19 protein-coding genes and 1 pseudogene are annotated in these 17,114 nt (G+C 42.2%); 5 read left to right on the forward strand and 15 right to left on the reverse strand.

Features of this window, described 5'->3' with window-relative positions; genetic code table 11:
- Positions 1-44: 44 nt before the first annotated feature.
- Positions 45-1,535 (reverse strand): leucyl aminopeptidase, encoded by a 1,491-nt coding sequence (locus tag AKG37_RS07275; protein WP_060698200.1) that lies wholly within the window; start codon positions 1,533-1,535, stop codon positions 45-47.
- Positions 1,536-1,859: 324 nt separating this feature from the next.
- Between AKG37_RS07275 and AKG37_RS07280 the strand changes: the two genes are divergently transcribed.
- The gene (locus AKG37_RS07280; RefSeq protein WP_060698201.1) at positions 1,860-2,336 is read left to right on the forward strand and encodes a divergent PAP2 family protein; all 477 of its coding nucleotides are present in this window, start codon (positions 1,860-1,862) and stop codon (positions 2,334-2,336) included.
- 40 nt (positions 2,337-2,376) lie between these two features.
- Here the strand turns inward: AKG37_RS07280 and AKG37_RS07285 are convergent, their stop codons facing one another.
- The 4 genes from AKG37_RS07285 to AKG37_RS07295 all read right to left on the reverse strand — a co-directional run bounded on the left by AKG37_RS07285 (position 2,377) and on the right by AKG37_RS07295 (position 5,001).
- Positions 2,377-3,021, reverse strand: a complete 645-nt coding sequence (locus AKG37_RS07285; protein WP_060698202.1) for a 3D domain-containing protein — start codon at positions 3,019-3,021, stop codon at positions 2,377-2,379.
- Between the two features lie 99 nt (positions 3,022-3,120).
- Complete coding sequence (locus tag AKG37_RS07290; RefSeq protein WP_039181171.1) at positions 3,121-3,441, reverse strand: YuiB family protein; 321 nt, start codon at positions 3,439-3,441, stop codon at positions 3,121-3,123.
- Between the two features lie 80 nt (positions 3,442-3,521).
- Positions 3,522-3,647, reverse strand: coding sequence for a YuiA family protein (locus AKG37_RS18915; RefSeq protein ID WP_160316320.1), 126 nt, complete (start codon positions 3,645-3,647; stop codon positions 3,522-3,524).
- A gap of 136 nt (positions 3,648-3,783) precedes the next feature.
- Positions 3,784-5,001, reverse strand: a complete 1,218-nt coding sequence (locus AKG37_RS07295) for an NAD(P)/FAD-dependent oxidoreductase (RefSeq protein ID WP_162473404.1) — start codon at positions 4,999-5,001, stop codon at positions 3,784-3,786.
- A 392-nt stretch (positions 5,002-5,393) separates the two neighbouring features.
- Here AKG37_RS07295 and yumC point away from each other — a divergent pair, with 392 nt between their 5' ends.
- A complete protein-coding gene (gene yumC / locus AKG37_RS07300; protein ID WP_039181175.1) occupies positions 5,394-6,392 on the forward strand; it encodes a ferredoxin--NADP reductase 2 in 999 nt (332 codons plus the stop codon).
- A gap of 46 nt (positions 6,393-6,438) precedes the next feature.
- On the opposite strand, the gene AKG37_RS07305 is transcribed toward yumC, so the two are convergent.
- Complete coding sequence (locus tag AKG37_RS07305; protein ID WP_060698203.1) at positions 6,439-6,645, reverse strand: hypothetical protein; 207 nt, start codon at positions 6,643-6,645, stop codon at positions 6,439-6,441.
- Between the two features lie 202 nt (positions 6,646-6,847).
- On the opposite strand from AKG37_RS07305, the gene AKG37_RS07310 reads away from it, so the two are divergent.
- Complete coding sequence (locus AKG37_RS07310) at positions 6,848-7,264, forward strand: hypothetical protein (protein WP_060698204.1); 417 nt, start codon at positions 6,848-6,850, stop codon at positions 7,262-7,264.
- Between the two features lie 122 nt (positions 7,265-7,386).
- On the opposite strand, the gene AKG37_RS07315 is transcribed toward AKG37_RS07310, so the two are convergent.
- The 3 genes from AKG37_RS07315 to AKG37_RS07325 all read right to left on the reverse strand — a co-directional run bounded on the left by AKG37_RS07315 (position 7,387) and on the right by AKG37_RS07325 (position 9,185).
- The gene (locus AKG37_RS07315) at positions 7,387-7,749 is read right to left on the reverse strand and encodes a HesB/IscA family protein (protein ID WP_060698205.1); all 363 of its coding nucleotides are present in this window, start codon (positions 7,747-7,749) and stop codon (positions 7,387-7,389) included.
- Positions 7,750-7,823: 74 nt separating this feature from the next.
- Positions 7,824-8,678: a diaminopimelate epimerase gene (dapF, locus tag AKG37_RS07320; protein WP_060698206.1), complete on the reverse strand. Its 855-nt coding sequence runs from the start codon at positions 8,676-8,678 to the stop codon at positions 7,824-7,826.
- Positions 8,679-8,948: 270 nt separating this feature from the next.
- The gene (locus AKG37_RS07325) at positions 8,949-9,185 is read right to left on the reverse strand and encodes a YuzB family protein (RefSeq protein ID WP_008346813.1); all 237 of its coding nucleotides are present in this window, start codon (positions 9,183-9,185) and stop codon (positions 8,949-8,951) included.
- 255 nt (positions 9,186-9,440) lie between these two features.
- Here AKG37_RS07325 and AKG37_RS07330 point away from each other — a divergent pair, with 255 nt between their 5' ends.
- Positions 9,441-10,508, forward strand: coding sequence for an NAD(P)/FAD-dependent oxidoreductase (locus AKG37_RS07330; protein WP_060698207.1), 1,068 nt, complete (start codon positions 9,441-9,443; stop codon positions 10,506-10,508).
- A 50-nt stretch (positions 10,509-10,558) separates the two neighbouring features.
- Here the strand turns inward: AKG37_RS07330 and AKG37_RS07335 are convergent, their stop codons facing one another.
- On the reverse strand, positions 10,559-10,789 hold the full coding sequence (locus AKG37_RS07335) for a hypothetical protein (protein ID WP_060698208.1): 231 nt from the start codon (positions 10,787-10,789) through the stop codon (positions 10,559-10,561).
- A gap of 99 nt (positions 10,790-10,888) precedes the next feature.
- The gene (locus tag AKG37_RS07340) at positions 10,889-11,218 is read right to left on the reverse strand and encodes a YuzD family protein (RefSeq protein ID WP_060698209.1); all 330 of its coding nucleotides are present in this window, start codon (positions 11,216-11,218) and stop codon (positions 10,889-10,891) included.
- Positions 11,219-11,339: 121 nt separating this feature from the next.
- On the opposite strand from AKG37_RS07340, the pseudogene AKG37_RS07345 reads away from it, so the two are divergent.
- Positions 11,340-11,639: pseudogene (locus AKG37_RS07345) on the forward strand (NifU family protein).
- Positions 11,640-11,683: 44 nt separating this feature from the next.
- Here AKG37_RS07345 and AKG37_RS07350 read toward each other — a convergent pair.
- The 4 genes from AKG37_RS07350 to AKG37_RS07365 form a co-directional block, all read right to left on the reverse strand.
- Positions 11,684-13,654, reverse strand: a complete 1,971-nt coding sequence (locus AKG37_RS07350; protein ID WP_060698211.1) for a S9 family peptidase — start codon at positions 13,652-13,654, stop codon at positions 11,684-11,686.
- Positions 13,655-13,767: 113 nt separating this feature from the next.
- Positions 13,768-14,688, reverse strand: coding sequence for a homoserine kinase (thrB, locus tag AKG37_RS07355; RefSeq protein ID WP_060698212.1), 921 nt, complete (start codon positions 14,686-14,688; stop codon positions 13,768-13,770).
- A complete protein-coding gene (thrC, locus tag AKG37_RS07360) occupies positions 14,685-15,746 on the reverse strand; it encodes a threonine synthase (protein WP_060698213.1) in 1,062 nt (353 codons plus the stop codon). The genes thrB and thrC overlap by 4 nt, the downstream gene beginning before the upstream one ends.
- Positions 15,746-17,047 (reverse strand): homoserine dehydrogenase, encoded by a 1,302-nt coding sequence (locus AKG37_RS07365; RefSeq protein ID WP_060698214.1) that lies wholly within the window; start codon positions 17,045-17,047, stop codon positions 15,746-15,748. The genes thrC and AKG37_RS07365 overlap by 1 nt, the downstream gene beginning before the upstream one ends.
- Between the last annotated feature and the right edge of the window lie 67 nt (positions 17,048-17,114).

Consider the following 17,114-nt stretch of genomic DNA (forward strand, 5'->3'; position numbering starts at 1 on the left):
TCCTACATAAAAAAAGCCCTGCCATCTGGCAGAGCCTTATCCCTTTATTTCTTTCCTTCAAATCGTTCCACAAATGTTGCGAGCGATCTCACCATCACACCTGTTGCTCCTGTTGGGCCAAAGCATGAAGGCTTTTCTGTTGTTGCGGTTCCTGCAATATCTAAGTGAACCCAAGGCGTATCCTCAGCAAATTCACCAATGAAAGCACCTGCCATGATTGCATGACCATCACGGCCTGGTGAGTTATTAAGATCCGCCATTTTGCTGTTTCGCACTCGTTTTTTGTCTTTTTCTGTGATTGGCAGCTGCCAGATCATTTCACCGCATTCTTCTGATGCCTCTTTAAATTGAGCATACAGTTCATCGTTATTGGTCATCACACCTGTTGTCTCATTTCCAAGCGCCACAATGACACCACCAGTTAATGTTGCCACGTCTACAAGGACAGAGGCACCATGCTGCTTCGCATATGTCACTCCATCTGCTAAAACAAGACGGCCTTCTGCATCTGTATTGAGCACTTCGATTGTTTTACCGCTTAGTGACACAATGACGTCATCCGGCTTCATAGCATCTGCTGAGATCATATTATCGGTTGAGGCAATGACAGCAATGACATTTTGTTCCGGGCGAAGTTCCCCGATGATTTCCATTGCGCCTAAAACGGAGGCTGAACCGCCCATATCTGTTTTCATACCGACCATACTAGCTCTTGGCTTTAAAGAATATCCACCGGTATCATACGTGATGCCTTTACCAACAAGGCCGATGACGTCTGTCCATTCTTCCTTGCCTTGATATTTCAACACGATGAGCTTTGGCGGTTCTGTTGAGCCTCTATTGACCGCTAATATGCCGCCCATCCCAAGCTCTTCCATTTGTTCTTTATCTAAAATTTCAATCTCAAATTCGTATTTATACGCAAGCTCTGCCGCATACGAAGCGAGATCAGAGGACGTGAGCATGTTCGGCGGCATATTCACAAGGGTACGGGCCGAATTAACTGACTGTCCGTACACTTCGCCGACTTTCAGACTCGCCTGAATTTCAGCTGTATCATGATCCGTCGTAGCATAAACAAACTCGATGAAACGATCCGGTTCATTTGTTTTATGTTTAAAATCCTGTAATTCATATGTAGCTAAAAGACAGCTTTCAGAAAGGGCATGAGCTGCATCTTGAGCAGGCAGATCCTTTCCAATAAACGTATCCAGCAAGACAGAAACCGCTTGCTTTTTATCTTGATGAAGCTTTTTAAATAAATGGGCAAACACTTCTTTTGCCTCTTCAAACGTGTAATCTGATTCCTTCCCAAGCCCGACAAAATAAATGCGTTTGATGCCTGTTTCAGGGGATGGGAAAAACTTCGAAAGCTGATTTCGTTTGGAAGAAATATCGCCTTCTTTTAATAATTCAGTGATTCTTCCTTCAAGTAATTCATCCATTTCTTTTGCTTTTCCTGATAATTGGCTCTTTTGAAAAAGTCCAATTGCCACTGTATCTTTATGCTGCCATTCATTTGTTGCGAAAAACATATTTATCACACGCTCCTTCATGAACTCCATTTTTCACATTGGAGCTTCTATTATATCAAAATTTGCGTGCCTATACGATCATGGCCAGTCTGTCTTTACTTGATGAACATTTATATTTTCACACGCGGAAGGGCATTATGAAAAAGCGGCGCAAATCTGAGCAGCCTGTCCATGTTCTCCTCGTTCCACATCTACTTTCTTTAATGTTATAATGAACATGGACTTGGCAGCATTTTTTATTGCTATCATTTTTTCATCTTACTAGGATTATTAGTCCAACATTTCGCACGATATTTTTTCTTACAGAGAGGATGTTTCTTGTTCATGAGCGTACTGACGAATTTTCCGCTGCTTGCCAGCCTTGCAGCCATCTTTTTTGCACAATTTGTAAAAGTACCGATTCAATTTATCATTTCTAGACGACTAGATTGGTCGCTCATTACAAGCACAGGCGGAATGCCAAGTTCACACTCCGCAGCAGTAACAGCACTCTCAACAGCAGTGGCTTTAGAGCACGGTATGGGAACATCTATTTTTGCCATTTCCGCCATCTTTGCCATTATTACGATGTTTGATGCGACAGGCGTTCGCAGACAGGCAGGAGAACAGGCAACTGTTCTCAACAAGCTCGTAACAGATTTTAACCGATTTGTTGCCGAAGCAAAGAATTTCCCAAGTGCTGAAGAAAAAGAGAAACAAAAGAAATTAAAAGAGCTTCTTGGTCATAAGCCGATTGAGGTCTTCTTCGGCGGCTTAACAGGGATCTTGCTGACACTCATCTTAGATTATTACTTCATGTAGAAGCGAAAAAGCTTTGGACCTAAACATGTCCAAAGCTTTTCTATTCTTTATTGGCTTGAAACTGCTGACGAAACACTTGCATTGATTCTGCTTCATTGAGCTGATTTAAGTCTTTTTCTGTTAGCGTTCCCCCGCCCTTTTTGATGATATACACATCAAGCACCTTTTTACCCCATTCTCTATACACATCATCAACGGTTTCATAGTATAAATCAAGCTTATGACCTTTAATGGCATTCCCTGTATCTGCAACTACACCGTAACCATAGTTTGGGATAAACAGCACCGTTCCAATCGGAAAAACAGATGGGTCCGCTGCCACTGTTGAATATAAATCACGTTTCACTTTGACACCTGAGTATGTAATGCCATATGCATGATGTTCCTTCGTTTTGCCTGTTGATTCCACACCTGCTGTATAGCCTGTGGCGACAACCTTCTGCTTCGGGTAATCGTCCCAATTAAACGCTTCTTCTAGAGAAACAGCCCGCAAGTCGTCATTTTTGAGTGCCAGCGTTTCCCTTTTTTGCTGTTGAAAAAAAGAAGATACTTGCTTGCCCGCATCGGTCTCTTTCACCCATGCAGCTAAATCACTTGGTTCGACTCCAGATATGCCCGTAAAGCTTGTCATCAATGCAAGCATAAAAAGGGCTGTCATGAACAATCGTTTCATCCATGTTTTCATCTCTATTTGTCACTCCTCTACCCATCTATTTGTTTCCAAACAAAATGGAAACTATGCAAAGGAGAAACAAAAAAACCCACTTGCGTGTCCACAAGTGAGTTAAAACATTTGATAGCCTCTTTTTCGAAGTGCATTAATGACAAAACCTGATGCGATCGCACCAATTAGACCACTCAATAAGATGATGATATCTGCCGCAGCAAGTGAGACAATGCGGTCTCCTATCCCTGAAAAAGCGGTGCCCGGTTCTCTTACATAGGCGATCATCTTTTGATTGTTAATAATGAAAAGGCATACAATTGGATATAAAATAGCCATGATCCATGACATTCTTAGCAGCATATTGAGCAAAAAGCCAATGCCAAAGAATAACACGAAAAATAAAATAACTGAAATGATAACGACTGGTAAACTGATCACTTCATCTCCACCCCCAAATATCCCATCATTAGTTTAACTTGGAAATAGAGATGAAGTCAATCAATGGAAAAAGAGAGCATTTAACGCTTCTTTCCTGTCCCTTTACATTCCTCACATGTTTCAGATCCGCCGAGCAATAACTGAAAATACCCTTTCCCTGAACAATATTGACAGGTTGATGATTTTTCTTTTGTTTGTACATTCATATTGCTCACTCCTTAATCTAAATTTTCTGATAATTAATCATAACATATTTTGCTGTCCATGACCAAGTGAGAAAATATACCACAAGTCATAAAAAAAACGTGTATCACGAGGATACACGTTTTTGTCTATATCGGTTTAGAAGAACTTGAATTTTCCTTTTTTCAGAACAAGTCCTGGTCCGCCAACCATGAATAATGAACGGTTGTCGATGATTTTCTTCATTGCAGAAGCTTTTGTTCCTTGAAGTTTTTTACCAAACGCAACACCTACAGCGTCGTGTTCACCAAGAGAAGCAACTGTTCCTTTGATGTCTGGCTTAAAGCTTTCAAGAGAACCACCTTTTACTAGTGCTGCAAGGTTTTTCGCTACTGTCTCACCTTGCTGCATAGCAATTTGTGCAGTTGGTGGGTATGGACGGTTGATTTCTTCATTGATAATCAATGAACAGTCACCGATGATGAATACATCATCATTTTCTGGTACACGAAGATCTGGAGACACTTTTACGCGGCCGCGCATGTTTTCAAATCCAGCTTCTTCAACGATTGGGTTACCGCGTACACCTGCAGCCCAAACAACAGTTTCAGCTTTGATTTCTTCTGTATCATCGTCTTTTCCAACAATGATGCCTTCTGGCGTACATTCTTTGATCGCTGTACCAATTTTGAACTCAACACCTTTACCTTGAAGGTAGTTCATCGCATAGTCGATCAATTCTGGATCGAATCCAGGAAGAGCTGTTGGCGCAGCTTCTACACAGATAATACGCACGTCTTTTTGATCAATATCATACTCTTTGCAAAGCTCAGGCACACGGTTTCCAAGCTCACCAAGGAACTCAATACCTGTGAATCCTGCGCCGCCGACAACGATTGTCAAACGCTCTGGACGTTTTTCAGCGTCCGTATTATACGTCGCAAATTGAAGCTCAATGTGCTCACGAAGCTGACGAGCAGAGTTGATGTTAGAGATTGAGAATGCATATTCTTTTAGTCCTGCAATACCAAATGTTTCAGGAACAGCACCAAGTGCAACAACAAGGTAGTCATAAGAAAGTTCGCCATCAGATGTTACAACTTTCTTCGCTTCCTTATCAATGCTTTCAACTGTTGCTTGTACAAAGTTGACACGGGAACTGTTAATCACATCTTTGATTTGATAACGACAGCGGTCATGATGAAGTGTACCTGCACTTGCTTCATGAAGCCATGTTGTTTCGTAATGATAATTATGCTTGTTCACAAGAGTAATGTCCGCATCATTTGTGCCAAGCTGTTTTGTTAATCTTGTTACAGTCATTAATCCGCCATAACCTGCACCTAATACAACGATTTTCGGTTTATTCACTGGAATCACATCCACCTTTTTTAAATTTGCTGTAAAACGGATAAAGAATTACATATTGTTATTCTCAACCGCTTTGCGGCATTTTATGAAATTTAAACAAAAAAATAAGTATGTGAAAATCTGAACTTTCACCTACATAAAACGAAAGCATTTGACCGTATCCGACAAAAATTCATAAAAAATTAATATTTAGTTCCCTTAACAATAATAGCGAGTTCTGCTCCAATTTTCAAGGCTTTATCCTGAAAATCCTCAATGATAAACGGTCTTTCTCACTTTTTTCTCTTTTTCAATGCGACAGCATCAAAAAACGACAAGTTTTTCAAAACAAGTCAAACGACGATATGTGGTATGATATGATATAGTGATAACAATTTTCATTTGGGAGGATTAAAGGAATGCAAGAAGATTCTAAGGTATATGACATTACCGTTATCGGGGGCGGCCCAGTTGGATTGTTTACTGCGTTTTACGGAGGCATGAGACAGGCAAGTGTGAAAATCATTGAAAGCCTTCCTCAGCTCGGCGGTCAACTATCCGCTCTTTACCCTGAAAAATATATTTACGATGTGGCTGGTTTCCCAAAAATCCGCGCACAAGAATTAGTTGATAACTTAAAGGAACAAATGGATAAATTTGATCAAACCATTTGCTTAGAACAGGCAGTTGAAACAGTTGAAAAGCAGGCAGATGGGATCTTTAAACTTGTCACAAATCAAGAGGTTCATTACTCTAAAACGATCATCATCACAGCTGGTAACGGTGCATTCCAACCGAGAAAGCTTGAATTGGATACAGCAGAATCATTTGAAGGAAGCAATCTGCACTACTTCATTAATGACTTGAACCAATTTGCCGGCAGACGTGTGGCTGTTCTTGGCGGCGGAGACTCTGCGGTGGACTGGGCACTCATGCTTGAGCCAATCGCCAAAGAAGTATCCATCATTCACCGCCGCGATAAATTCCGCGCACATGAGCACAGTGTAGAAAACCTGCACAACTCGAAAGTCAATGTGCTGACTCCATTTGTGCCAACTGAGCTCATTGGTGAAGACCGCATTGAACAGATCGTGCTCGAAGAAGTCAAAGGCGACAAAAAACAAGTGCTTGATGTGGACGATGTGATCGTCAACTTCGGTTTTGTTTCCTCCCTTGGACCAATCAAACAATGGGGCCTTGAAATCGAAAAGAACTCCATCGTGGTGAAATCTACTATGGAAACAAACATCGAAGGCTTCTATGCGGCAGGAGACATCTGTACGTATGAAGGAAAAGTCAAATTGATTGCAAGCGGATTTGGTGAAGCACCAACTGCTGTCAACAATGCAAAAGCCTACATGGACCCGAAAGCCCGTGTACAGCCTCTTCATTCCACAAGCTTATTTGAAAACAAATAAGAACGGATTAAAAAAGGAGTTCCCACTCGCGGAACTCCTTTTTCGTTTATTTAAAAACCCCAATATAGGCATTTGCCATTCCAAGCACCATTGCAGCAAGCAGCACCACAACAATCCCTGCCACAATCAAAATGACCCGATCCTTCACCCGTTCCTTTTTCGGAAGCGGCTTCTCAATCCCGCAAGCTGGACACGTTTTGGAACGATACGGAATCAGTTCATGACAGTTCCTGCAATTGATTTGTTCACTCAAACCTCAGCAACCTCTTTTCTGACTACAGTTTATGTTTGGTTCTCATGATACTCTTTTCGAGTGGAAATAGCCAGTTATGAGGACAAGCTGTAACAAAATTGAGCGATTTACAAATTGTTTTAGAAGGAATGGAATCAATGAAGGTTTGATTTGTTCAACCGATATAGGGAGTAGAAGATTGTAATGAAGGATGGGTGGAAAGATGATAAAGCGTTTCATGATTAGTTTGAGCTTGTTACTGATGATTGGCGGCTCAGTAGAAGTGTTTGCCAAAGACTATAACAAACATTATGCTCAATTTGCAGCAGGATTGAATATGGATGTTGATCAACTAGAACCTTTTTTAAAGCGTGTATCCACTTCGGTTTTGGATTCTGGTTTGAGTGATCAAGAAATCAAACAGATACTCTACAAAGTTCAAAAGATGAATATAAACAATGAAACGAAAAAAATGGGCATTTTTGAAGTGGTGTACCATGAAAAACCAGCAAAGATTAAAATTGAAATTGAAGTCCATGTGGAAGATGGCAATAAAGAAGTGGTGATCTATATGTTTAGCACCCAAGAGTTGGTGGATGTCTTGGATAAAGAACTATTGAAAATAGAAGAAGCTATATAAAAAGAGATGCGGGATGAGTGTCTTTTTTGGTCACCTTTCCTCTTCAAACAAAAAGCCTCCTCAATCGTGTTGTTTACAAAAACAAACGAGCAAGGAGGCTTATTATTATCCATGATCAGTTGTTAACACTCTTCTGGCGTACCGGTATTCGTCGCTGTTCTGAAAGAAGAACCGCATCCGCATGACGCAATCGCGTTCGGATTGTCTATCGTGAAACCGCCGCCCATTAGTGATTGTTTGAAATCAATGATGGTTCCGTTCATGATATCAAGGCTTTCTGAGTCGACAAGGACATTGATGCCGTGCTGCTCGAACTGCGTGTCTTTCTCTGAGACTTCATGGTCAAAGCCCATGCCGTACGAAAGACCGCTGCAGCCGCCGCCTTTTACGCCCACTCGCAGGAACGCATTTTCTTCTTCATGTTCTTTCATCATATCTTTAATCTGCAGTGCAGCAGCTTCTGTAATGGTTACTGGTGTAGTCATGATCATCCCTCCTTTTGACTGGATGTTTCTTTTTCAATTATAAACGTGATGATGCCTTTTCTCAAATAAATGGATTAGAGATAAAATGTGCCGTCACAAATCGTTTCAGCAGGTCCTGTCATAAGCACATGGTCATTGTCTTTCCAGCGAATGATGAGATCCCCGCCTGCTAAATGAACCGTCATGTCCGTTTCTTTTTTCGCCTGCCCATTCACAATTGTGGATACAGCCGCAGCGCAAGCCCCTGTTCCGCAAGCCTGTGTAATGCCGGAACCTCTTTCCCACACACGAAAATGCAGTTCTGTTTCACTAACAACTTCAACAAATTCTACATTGACGCCTTCTGGGAACATGTCGTGTTTTTCGATGATTGGCCCAAGTGTATCGAGCGGCGCTTTTTCGATGTCCTCTAAATAAAAAACGATGTGCGGGTTTCCCATTGAAACCGCTGTTCCATTTAAATTCGCAGTTCCAAAATCAAGCGGCTCATTAATCGTTGTGCTGGCCGGTTCACCAAGCATCGGCATCGCTTCTTTTTCAAAACGTGGTTTCCCCATATCTACTGTAACCAAATGAACGTGACCATTCTGTACATGAACGGTAGCTTCAACGAGTCCTGACAATGTTTCGATCTGGAACGTTGTATCTGTCACAATTTGATGCTCATACACATACTTTGCGACGCAGCGCAGCCCGTTACCACAATTTTTCCCCTCTGATCCATCATTATTGAAAATGCGCATCTTCACAGGTGCCACATCTGATGGGCAAATGAGGATCATCCCGTCAGAACCGATTCCTGTATAAACAGAAGAAACGCGAATCGCCAATTCTGATAGCTGCTCTTCTGGAAGCTGTTCCTTCATCTGATTGACGTATATATAATTATTTCCTAGTCCGTGCATTTTCGTGAATTGAAATGATGTCATGAGCTTCCTCCAAAAATGTTGTTTCTTTATAGTATAAAAGGAGTCGATTCAGGAGACAATCTTATCATCCCCCGTTTTTCATACATAGAAGCTCTTTGCTGCCATGGCAAAGGGCTTTTATTATGCATATGCCTCATTTTCTCTCGTGTGATGCTTCATTTTGATGATATTTTATTAGCATAACATATTGGATGCGCTTTCTATTAATTCTCCTTGAAAATGGAAGCTGAATGTATGAAAAAAATGCACCTCATGACCCATGTGGTGCATTTAAAACATGTCGTTTTCCTCTATAAAAGCATAAATACGCTCGACTAGCTGCTCTGCATTTTCTCCTGAAACAAATTCTCCATTCACAAGTGCAAATGGGGAGTCCATACATTTGCCGCAGTAGCTTAAACAGCCGTATTCCATTACGTCTAGGTTTGGGTCTTTTTCAAGTTTCTCTTTTGCTTCTTGAGACCCTTGTGCAAGATTGCTTACACAAAATTCGATCAGTGGAAACACTGTGCTTCACCTCACATTGCCTTACCATCCTACCGAAATTCTTCGTATTAGTCAAAATATGAGCTTCATCTGTATCGTTACGCCTATTCCTCGTAAAATGTTTTACTATTTAGGACTAACTGATGAATATGTAGGTTATTTTGAAACAATTATTGTGGTTTCACAGTAAATTCGATATAATTTTATTTGGTATTTTAACTTAAAGTTTTTTAGTATAAGTGTTTTTCAATGTCTACGGGGAAAAGGAGAATCGTCATGAAAAATTTAGTCTTGATCGGCGGAGGTTACGGGAATATGCGGGTTCTCCACCGCTTATTGCCAAATCAATTACCTGATGATGTCACTATCACATTAATTGATCGAAATCCTTACCACTGTTTAAAAACAGAATATTATGCACTCGCTGCTGGAACGATCTCTGATCATCACATTCGAGTATCTTTTCCAGAGCATCCGAAGCTTGATATTCAATACGGGGAAGTAGAAAAAATTGATATTGAAAACAAACAGATTTTATTCAGCGACCGTGAACCTATTCCGTATGATGATACGGTGATTGGACTCGGCTGTGAGGACAAATATCATAATGTCCCTGGTGCGAAAGAACATACATACAGCATTCAAACCATTGATCAGTCAAGACATGCGTATAACAAATTAAACAATTTGAGCGCAGGTGCAACGGTTGGCATCGTCGGTGCTGGACTTAGCGGGGTAGAGCTAGCCAGTGAATTAAGAGAAAGCCGTGCTGATTTAAACATTATTCTTTTTGACCGCGGAGAGCTGATTTTATCAAGCTTCCCAAAAAGATTAAGTTTGTATGTGCAAAAGTGGTTTGAAGAAAATGACGTAAAGATCATTAACTGTGCGAATATTACAAAGGTTGAAGAAGGTGTTGTTTACAACCATGATGACGCCATTGAAGCAGATGTCATCGTGTGGACAGCAGGCATTCAGCCAAGCAAAGTGGTACGAGAGATGGATGTCGAAAAGGACGTACAAGGCCGCGTCGTATTAACACCTCATCACAATATCCCTGAAGATGAGCATGTATATGTTGTAGGTGACTGTGCAAGTCTGCCGCATGCCCCAAGTGCACAGCTTGCCGAGGCGCAGGCAGAACAAATTGTTCTATCTCTGCAAAAACGCTGGAAAAACGAGCCGCTTCCTGAGGCTTATCCACAGTTTAAGCTAAAAGGTGTTTTAGGTTCTTTAGGAAAAAAAGCTGGCTTTGGGTTAGTGGCAGATCGTCCACTTGTTGGCCGGGTACCAAGACTCCTGAAATCTGGACTCCTTTGGATGTACAAGCATCACAATGGCTAAAATGATGTGAATTATTTCTCAAAGCTCCTTCATGACGAAGGAGCTTTTTTCTATGAAACGGCATGTGCCGATGAACGGGTCCATTTGATCGGAGCAAGGGCAAGGATGCAGTCTTTACGAAAGGTTCTCATCGTTTTCTTCGATAAACAATACGCTTGGATGACCTGATCCGTTTGACGGTGTACAATGATTTTTCTCTTTGTGCACTCTCCGTTTTTCTTCATATAAATCATCTCAATCGGCATTTGCTGATGAAGAGATTGTTTCAGTAAATAATTCATGATGCTCACGCTCCTTTCATTTCATTATAATCGAACAAACGTTCTTTTTCAACACAAAAAGGAACGTTTGTTCTATTTATTTCTCAAAAAAAGAACAGCTTATTCACTGCTCTCCTTGTACCCGTATTTCTCCATTTCTTGATAAATATCTTTTAATTTCGGATTGCCCTCTCCAACGATTTGATCCTCTACTAAGACAAGCGGATAAAAGTATTCGTCATCAAGAATTCGTTCAGACAATTCCTTCTGGTGTTCGTTTTCTGGCGGGTGCTCAATATCAATATAGGTGATGCGAAATGGCTGACTCGGATATTTTCGTTTTAATGCTGCATCTAACCATTCAAACGTATCTTTTGAAGAAGGCAGATTCACGCAGCTAGCGCACAGGACATCTCTTCCATATACATAAAGATCAACGGTTTTATTCATTTGACAAGCCCCCTATTCTTTCTTCATTTTAGCTGACTTTTCTGTATGAAAAAAGTCAAAATCACTTTTTGTTTCAAGATGAGATTGTGCTATAATGAAAAGGAAACTTTGAAACCAATCAATAGATTTTTATCGTCCAGATGAATATAATGGTGATATGTTGTGAAAGGAGCGATTATATCTAATGACTGAAGTCGAAATGCAAGACCAAGTACAGGAAGTACTGGACAAACTTCGTCCATTTCTATTACGTGATGGAGGAGACTGTGAGCTTGTAGACATTGAAGATGGCATTGTGAAATTACGTCTTCTTGGTGCATGCGGCAGCTGCCCAAGTTCAACCATTACATTGAAAGCCGGTATTGAGCGCGCATTATTAGAAGAAGTACCTGGCGTTGTAGAAGTTGAACAGGTTTTCTAATTCATATATGGCATGAAAACGACCCGATTTGGGTCGTTTTTTTATTAGGTCAGCTTTTCTCTAAACCATTCCTTTATAAAGGTCAGTCTTTGAATACGCTGTCCCGGATGGCCGCTTCTAGATAAATCATGGGATGCCTTCGGGAATTTGACCAATCTTGTGTCTTTCCCAAGCTCCTTCAATGCCACAAAAAGTTGCTCGGCTTGATCAACTGGACAGCGATAATCTTCATCGCTGTGTAAGATGAGGAGCGGTGTGTTCATCTGCTTTACATATTTTAGCGGTGAACGATCCCATAGCTTATCGACAGAATCATAAATATCCCCATCAATCTGCCACCTTGTAAAGAAATAACCAATATCACTGATGCCATAAAAGCTAATCCAGTTTGAAATGGAGCGCTGTGTGACAGCTGCACGAAAGCGGTCGGTCTGACCGACGATCCAGTTGGTCATAAAACCACCATAACTGCCACCTGTCACTCCGAGTCTCGTTTCATCAAGGAAATCATAGGCTTTGAGCACATGATCAACAGCCTGCATGACGTCATCATAATCAACGTCACCATAGCTTCCTCTCACACGGTCGGTAAACATTTGACCATATCCATGACTGCCATGGGGGTTGATATATACAATGGCATAGCCTTCAGAGGCAAGCATTTGAAATTCATGAAAATACGTATGACCATACATCGCATGGGGTCCACCATGAATTTCTAGAATGAGCGGATATTTCTTCCCCTTTTCCATCTGAGAAGGCTTCATAAACCAACCATGCACCTCGTCACCCTCTTTTGACTGAAAAGAAAATGGTTCAGGCTCGGATACGACATGCTCCTTTAAGAAGTCATGATGCTCAAACGTAATTTGCTTAAGTTCTGTCTCCCCTAAAGTCAGCTCATACAGCTCACTCGGTGAGATAGACGAAAGCCGGCTGAGCAGCAGTTTGGATTCATCTGGATGAAGGCTGAAGTTGGTGATATGTTCCGCCTCTAATCGAACAGGATAGGCTAAACCTTCTATAGAAAAATAATAAATCCCTGTACTGCCTTGATCGGAAACAAGCGCATAAAACCCTTGGCTGTCCTTTGTCCATTGCGGAAGCTGATTGGCCTCTCCCATCACGCTATCTCCTGCCATACAGTTCCCAGCATACATATCAAACATTTCTGACAGCTGAACCGCCTTTTCTTCCTTCAGATCATACAGCCAGAGTGATGGGAAGGTGGCATTTTGAAATTCACGCTCATGTCCAATGTACAAAAGGCTCTCTCCATTTGGAGAAAAAGATACGGTGGAATAAGCGCCGCTTGATTGTGTAATCTTCCTTGTCGTTCCATCCTCTAATGACAGGAGACACACATCACTTATGTAAGGTGTCTGTGCATGTAATTGAATATAGGCAAGCCATTTTCCGCATGGAGAGACCGTATGATTCATATGATGAACCTGCTCGCTCGTAACAGGCTCTACCTCTCCTGAACAGATATCCACTTTCACAATCTGCGTGAGGCGCCCATCTAAAAAGCCTTTTCCATCTGCTTTATAGGTCAAATCGTCATATACCACCGGAGCAAATTCATCTCGTTCTTCCTTTTTTTCATCATGAATAGATTCTGATTGTTTCAATGATACAGCTGTATAAATGAAAGCTCCGTCGGGAGAAAAGACAGGATGAGATACTCCGTACGGAATTGCCGTTAAAGTACGCACGCCGCCTCCTTCGCTCTTGATGAGTGCGAGCTGAGGGGCTTCCTTTGGCTTTTGCAAAATAAAAGCAAGCTGCCTGCCGTCTTTTGACCAAGCTGGCTGATGATGCTTTCCATCCTCAAATGTCCATTGTGCCAGCTCCTCTGTCTCTTCATCTCGAACCCACAAATGGATATGGTAATCGTCCTTTTTCTCATTCACAGTGACTTTTGTAAAAACTGCTCTTTTCCCATCTGGTGAATAAACCGGATGAGAAACAGATACAATCTTCGTCAAATCTTCTGCCGTCATCAATTTCTTCATGAATGTATCTCCCCCTTTTATGTATAAAAAATAGTTCGATCCTCTAAATAATAATCCCTGCTTCTCCCTATAAAAACAAGAATAAAAAAGAACGTGCGCCTAATCCGCACGTTCTACACTTGATTGACAGGATGATGCTCCACGACGACCCCTTCTACTGGTACCGTCAGCAAATCGACTTCGCAATGCGGGAAATTTTGGGCAAGCTGCTCTTTCAGCGCTTCACCCTTTCCCTTTTCAATTAAGGTGAGGATCGTCGGCCCAGCACCGCTTAATGCCGTTCCATACGCTCCTTTTAGCGAAGCGACATGCTCCACCTTCGATAGCTCTGGAACAAGCATGGTGCGATAAGGCTGATGAAACAAATCTTTATTCATCATTTCTCCAACAAGCGGCCAGTTTTGCGTCATTAATGCGGCAACAAGCACGTTGCTCACGGCACTCGCACTGACGGCATGCTTATAGGAAAAATCCTCTGGCAGGACATCACGGGCATCCTTTGTCAGCACTTCATAAAAAGGGATGACGACGACAACATCTACATCCACATGCTGCACTTTGACGGCATGTGTCTTGTCTTCTTCGTGGAGTCCGATCAGTAAACCACCGAATAAAGAGGCACCTGCATTATCTGGATGACCTTCTACCTCACTTGCAAAAAAGAGCTTCTGATCATCCGTCATGTTTAATGCAAGAAGCTGATTGGCCAGCTCAATGGCGGCCACGATGGCAGCGGCACTGCTGCCCAGCCCCCGTGCCAATGGAATATCACTCCACACTTTGACATAAACAGGCGGGAGTGTTTTTCCAAAGTCATCTGCGACCTTTTTAGCTGTTTGATAAATCAGATTGTCGGTGCCTGATGGAATTCCAGCTACGACATCTGTTTCTGCTTCAAACAGCCAGCTATCATGGTCATAGACCGATAGCTTTAAATAGCGGCTGAGCGCCATTCCAACTGAATCAAAGCCTGGTCCTAAATTGGCAGTGCTTCCCGGTACTGTGATTGAAAAAAGCATGGAGGCTTCACTCATACGCGTGCGGCCTTTTCTAAGTGTTCAAGAATTTGATCTTCATCTGCATCGAGTGTGACCGGCTTGATTTGTGAAATATCAATGGCCGTATTCGGATCTTTCAATCCGTTGCCTGTTAAGACTGCAACCACTTTACTGCCTGGCTTGATTTCTCCAGATTTCACCTGCTTTAACACGCCCGCAATAGACGCACATGAGCCTGGCTCTGCAAACACGCCTTCTTCACGTGCAATCAATTGATACGCATGAAGAATTTCCTCGTCTGTTACTTCATCAATCTTTCCGTTTGATTCGTCTGCAGCGGCCACTGCTTGTTTCCAGCTCGCAGGATTTCCGATACGGATGGCAGTTGCCACAGTTTCTGGCTGCTTAATTACTTCATTTCGAACGATGGCTGCTGCACCTTCTGCTTCAAAACCGCGCATAACCGGCAGTCCAGTTCCTTTTTTCTCGTGATATTCCTTGAAGCCTTTCCAGTACGCCGTGATGTTCCCTGCATTTCCAACAGGAATCGCCAGTACGTCTGGGGCAGAGCCTAGCTGCTCACAGATTTCAAATGCCGCTGTCTTTTGTCCTTCAATTCGGTAAGGATTGACGGAGTTAACAAGGGCAATCGGCGCTTTTTCACAGATACTGCGGACAATTTTCAATGCATCATCAAAGTTTCCATCAATGGCAATGATCTCTGCTCCGTACATGACCGCCTGTGCGAGCTTACCGAAAGCAATTTTCCCGTCTGGAATGATGACGATACATTTCATATCAGCACGAGCTGCATAAGCCGCTGCTGCTGCAGAAGTATTCCCTGTCGAAGCACACATGATCGTGTCATTGCCTTCTTCTTTTGCCTTTGCAACGGCCATGACCATTCCTCGATCCTTGAAAGAGCCTGTTGGATTGACGCCTTCTGTTTTCACATGAAGCTCAATCCCCAGCTTTTCTGAAAGCTTAGCAAGATGGATCAGCGGTGTATTCCCCTCATTTAATGTTAGTTTAGGTGTAGATTCGTTTACTGGTAAGAATTCTTGAAATTCTTCAATGAGTCCATTCCATTTCATCAGCTTAAACCGTTCCCTTCTACTCGGTACGTGCTCTTCACTTGAACCACCACGTCGAGATCGTTTAATTTTTGCAGGATATTTGAGAAATCTTCTTCTGAGGTCTGATGTGTAATAATCACAATTTCAGCCAGTTCATCATGCCCTTTCACTGGGAGCTGAAGGATCTTTTCAAAGCTGATGCCTTTTTCAGAAAAAATAGATGTAATACGGGAGAATGCCCCGACTTGATCTCTGACATGAATTCTTAAGAATTGCTGAGCAAATACTTCTGATGATGATTTGATCTTCTTCTCAAACTGCGGTGCGATAAATCCGCTTCCGTTCACGCCAAGGCGCATGTTTTTCATCACTGCAACTAAGTCTGATACTACGGCTGTTGCCGTTGGCAGACTACCTGCTCCAGGTCCGTAAAACATCGTCTCTCCTACAGCACTTCCGTAGACATACACCGCATTGAATTCATTGTTGACGGATGATAATGGATGATGATCAGGCAGTAAGGTTGGCTGGACGCTGACCTCCACTTTCTCACCATCTCGCTGGGCAATTCCAATCAGCTTCATTGTATAGCCAAACCGCTTACTGAAATTAATATCCTCATCAGAGATGTCAGAAATACCTTTTACCTTGACGTCCTCTAAATCCACATTCATGGAAAAGCCGAGTCTTGCAAGAATCGCCATTTTCCTTGCCGCATCAAGTCCTTCTACATCAGCTGTCGGATCTGATTCTGCAAAGCCCAGATCCTGAGCTTCCTTTAAGACATCCTCATATGCGCTTTTATCGACATTCATTTTCGTTAAAATAAAATTCGTTGTACCGTTCACAATCCCCATCATCTTGGTGATTCTGTCAGAGGCGAGCCCTTCCTCCAGCGTACGAAGAATCGGAATTCCCCCGGCGACACTTGCTTCATAATAAAGATCACAGCCATTTTCTTTCGCTACATGTAAAAGCTCCGTACCATAAAGCGCCATTAAATCTTTGTTGGCTGTAATGACATGCTTCTTCTCATTCAACGCATCTATTAAATATTGTTTTGTCTCTTCAATGCCGCCCATCACTTCAATGATGACGTCAACCTCTGGATCTCTAATCACATCGTAGACTTCAGTTGTGAAGACCTCTCTTGCGACATCCACATCTCTTTTTTTATCGGGATTGCTCACAAGCACTTTTTGTATTAATACCGGACAGCCGATTTGGTGCATTAATTTATCCTGATGGTCTTGGATAATTTTTACGACACCGCTCCCTACTGTTCCTAATCCTAGTAGCCCAACTCGAATTGCCTTCACCTGAAATTCCACCTTTCTCCATAAACGTCCTCTCTAGAAGGACATTTGTTAACCTTACACAGACATT

It is taken from the genome of Bacillus australimaris (assembly GCF_001307105.1).
Lineage (GTDB): Bacteria > Bacillota > Bacilli > Bacillales > Bacillaceae > Bacillus > Bacillus australimaris.